This is a genomic window from bacterium, from assembly GCA_040753555.1.
In the GTDB taxonomy this organism is placed as follows: Bacteria; UBA9089; UBA9088; order UBA9088; family UBA9088; genus JBFLYE01.
Genome location: JBFMDZ010000221.1, coordinates 1 through 3,271 on the forward strand (window position 1 = coordinate 1; position 3,271 = coordinate 3,271).

Genomic DNA, 3,271 nt, shown 5'->3' on the forward strand with positions numbered 1-3,271 from the left:
GGGCTAGGCAGGGAAGGAGAAAGCTCTTTGTTGTGCCATCAGGCAGGGTATCCTCAATAACCCCATCATTAAGCTCTGTTTGTCCTGTGTTTTGGTAAAGAAGGGTATAGGTTAGGGTGGATAGGGTTAGGGCTTGTTCTGGACCAGATTTTTCTAAGGATATACCTGGGATGCCTATAAGCTTAAATGTTGTTGTAACAAAGATTTCTCCAATGCAGGAATCCCCTGAGGCGGTGATTACCTTTGTGCAGAGAGGCTGCGTATCTACAATAAATGTGGCTAAGAAAGAACCAATCGCCGATGAGAGGGTATTTGTGATATTTGGATTTGTTCCAAAGGCAATGGTTATAGGTGTATTTGGTCCAAAGCCAGAGCCTGCTATGGTTACAATTGTTCCAGTAGGGCCTGATTGAGGGGTAAGCAAGGTAATCCTTGGGCTTGGAATGAGGAAGAATATTGTAGTTGCTGTTTCCTTGAAGTCAGATACAGTAATAATCTTTGTGCAAGGGGGTTGGGTGTTGACCACAAAGGTTATAGAGAAGGTGCCATTGGTTGATGAATAGGCTGTTGTTATGGTTGGCATTGTTCCAAAATCTATGCTTAAAGATGAACCAGCAAAACCTACTCCCTCTATTGTTATTATGCTTCCAACAGAGCATGAGGTTGGTAAGAGCTTTGTAATAAATGCACCTTGGATCTTAAAGGTTGTTATTGCATAATTTCCATAAGAGTCTCTTGCGGTTATAATCTTTGTGCAGGATGGCTGGGTGTCTACGATGAAGGTGGTTGAGAATGAGCCATGTTCGTCTGAAAGGGTTGTGGTGATTGTCCGATGGGTGCCAAAATCAATAGAAACAGAAGAACTTGTGGCAAAGTTTTGGCCTTGAATGGTAATTATTGTGCCAATCGGGCCAGATGTAGGCGTAAGATTTGTAATCTCAGGAATGAAAGTAACATGGGTTGAGCAGGAAGAATAAGCTGTAACTACTCCTTCGGCACAACTTACCTCTAATGTGCCTGTAATGGTTGCATAGTTTGTAATAGTGGATGAACCCTGTTCTTGAATGAAATATTTGATGGTTTTTGAGCCTTCTTGATTAGGATTTAGCAATCCCAGGTTAAAGGTTTGGATAGCTCCATTGGGTAAGTGGTCTTTAAGAAAAACATCAGAAAGGACTGTTGTTCCTGTATTTTTATAATAAAGGGTATAGGTTATGGTTGATTGAGACAGGGCAAAAGATGGACCTTCTTTGCTTAATGAAACTCCCAGAATCCCACTCATAAGTTTAAAAAGCGTAGTAGCACTCTTTCCATATTCATTTCTAGCAGTAATAACCTTTGTGCAAACAGGTTGAGTATCCACCATAAAGGTTATGGAAAATGTGCCAGTTATACTTGATTCTCTTGCAGCTATGGTTGGATGTGTGCCAAAGTCTATAAAAACTTGGGTTTGGGTGGTAAACCCTTGTCCTTCAATTGTAACTATTGTTCCAATTGGACCTGAATTTGGATTAACCAAAGTAATTGCTGTCCAAGGCCAATAATCAACCCAATCACTTACCTTATCCCCTTGTCCTGATGGATTTGTTATAGGATGCTCTGGTCCAGAATTTGCACCCCACCAATTGTAGGTTGCAGAGATTGTTCCTGAGCTTCCATCATGATAGACACCATAGCCTTTAGTTAAGTCGCCGTTTTTGTTGCCTGAAAGATTATTACAATGGATTTCAGAACTAGAGTTTGAAATAGAATATATTCCATAACCTTGGCCATAGCTACCATATCCTCCCCAAGGTCCAGGACTTCCTCTATTTCCTCCTGTGTTATTTGAAATTGTATTTTGTAAGATTGTATTGTTGGTTGAATTTGAAAGATAAATACCTGTACCAATTCCACCAGAGCCACCTGAACCAGAGTTACTTGCTCCTCCTTGACCGCCTATGTTTGATGATATTGTATTTTGTGAAATTGTAGTATTTCTTGAAGAAGAAAGGTATATTCCACAGCCAATTCCACCAGAGCCACCTGAGGCTGGGTAGTTTCTATCCCCTCCTCCCTTTCCTCCTTCTCCTCCTTGAGTTTGAAAAATTATATTTTGTGAAATTGTAGTGTTTGTTGAAGAAGAAAGGTATATTCCACAGCCAATTCCACCAGAGCCACCTGAACCAAAACCACTACCCTGTTTTCCTTCTCCTCCTTGAGTTTGAGAAATTATATTTTGTGAAATTGTAGTGTTTGTTGAAGAAGAAAGGTATATTCCACAGCCAATTCCACCAAAGCCACCTGAGTTCCAAGAACCACCCCATCCCCCATCTCCTCCTTGAGTTTGAAAAATTATATTTTGTGAAATTGTAGTGTTTGTTGAAGAAGAAAGGTATATTCCACAGCCAATTCCACCAGAGCCACCAAGGTGACCCCATTGACCGTAAATACTCTCCCCTCCTTCTCCCCCTCGAGTTTGAGAAATTATATTTTGTGAAATTGTAGTATTTCTTGAAGAAGAAAGGTATATTCCACAGCCAATTCCACCAGAGCCACCCTGAACCCAATCATAACCGGGTCCTCCTTTTCCTCCCATATTATTTAAAATTACATTGTTTGATATAATACTACTTATTGAATGTGAAAGATAAACTCCCACTCCAATTTCTCCTGTTCCGTTTAGAAAATTACTGTTTTTTCCTTTATTATCGTGAATAAAATTATTCATAATCACAATCTCAGATACATTTTCCAAATAAACTGCCTGTTTTGCATATCCAATATTGCAATAGCTAATCTGACTCCCATCTGTTCCGCTTCCAGAGAGCTTGATTCCCTTCCAGTCTCCAGCAAGAGGAGTAGTTTGGCTGGAAGTAAATGTAATCGTGCCAAGGGGTGTGCCTATTGCATTCAATGTGCCGTAGCAAATTAAAGATGTCTCTGTGGCAAACCTTACGGTTACACCTGGCTCAATGGTTAATTTGACCCCATTGGCGACATATACCGTATCGGTTGCAATATATGGGCTTCCTGCCAAATTCCAGGTTGTATCACCTGTAATTGTCCCATAAACATAAGTCTCTGCCCAAATTGGCTTAAAAGCCAAAAACCCTAAAACTACTAAAGACGCAAAGATTTGTCTTTTCATTTCACTTACCTCCTATTCCCCTCTTTTAGAGCTTATCTTTACCCACATCTTTTACTGGACAAATCAGGGAGATAATGAATGGGGGATAAGTTCCATAAAAATCTTCCACATAGCGGTTAGATCATCAAGCCGTTGAAGCCC

1 protein-coding gene is annotated in these 3,271 nt (G+C 40.3%); it reads right to left on the bottom strand.

The genetic code is table 11. From position 1 onward, the window contains the following. On the bottom strand, nucleotides 1-3,130 hold a 3,130-nt coding region (locus AB1630_11580), incomplete at its 3' end, for a right-handed parallel beta-helix repeat-containing protein (protein ID MEW6104433.1). Nucleotides 3,131-3,271: the final 141 nt, after the last annotated feature.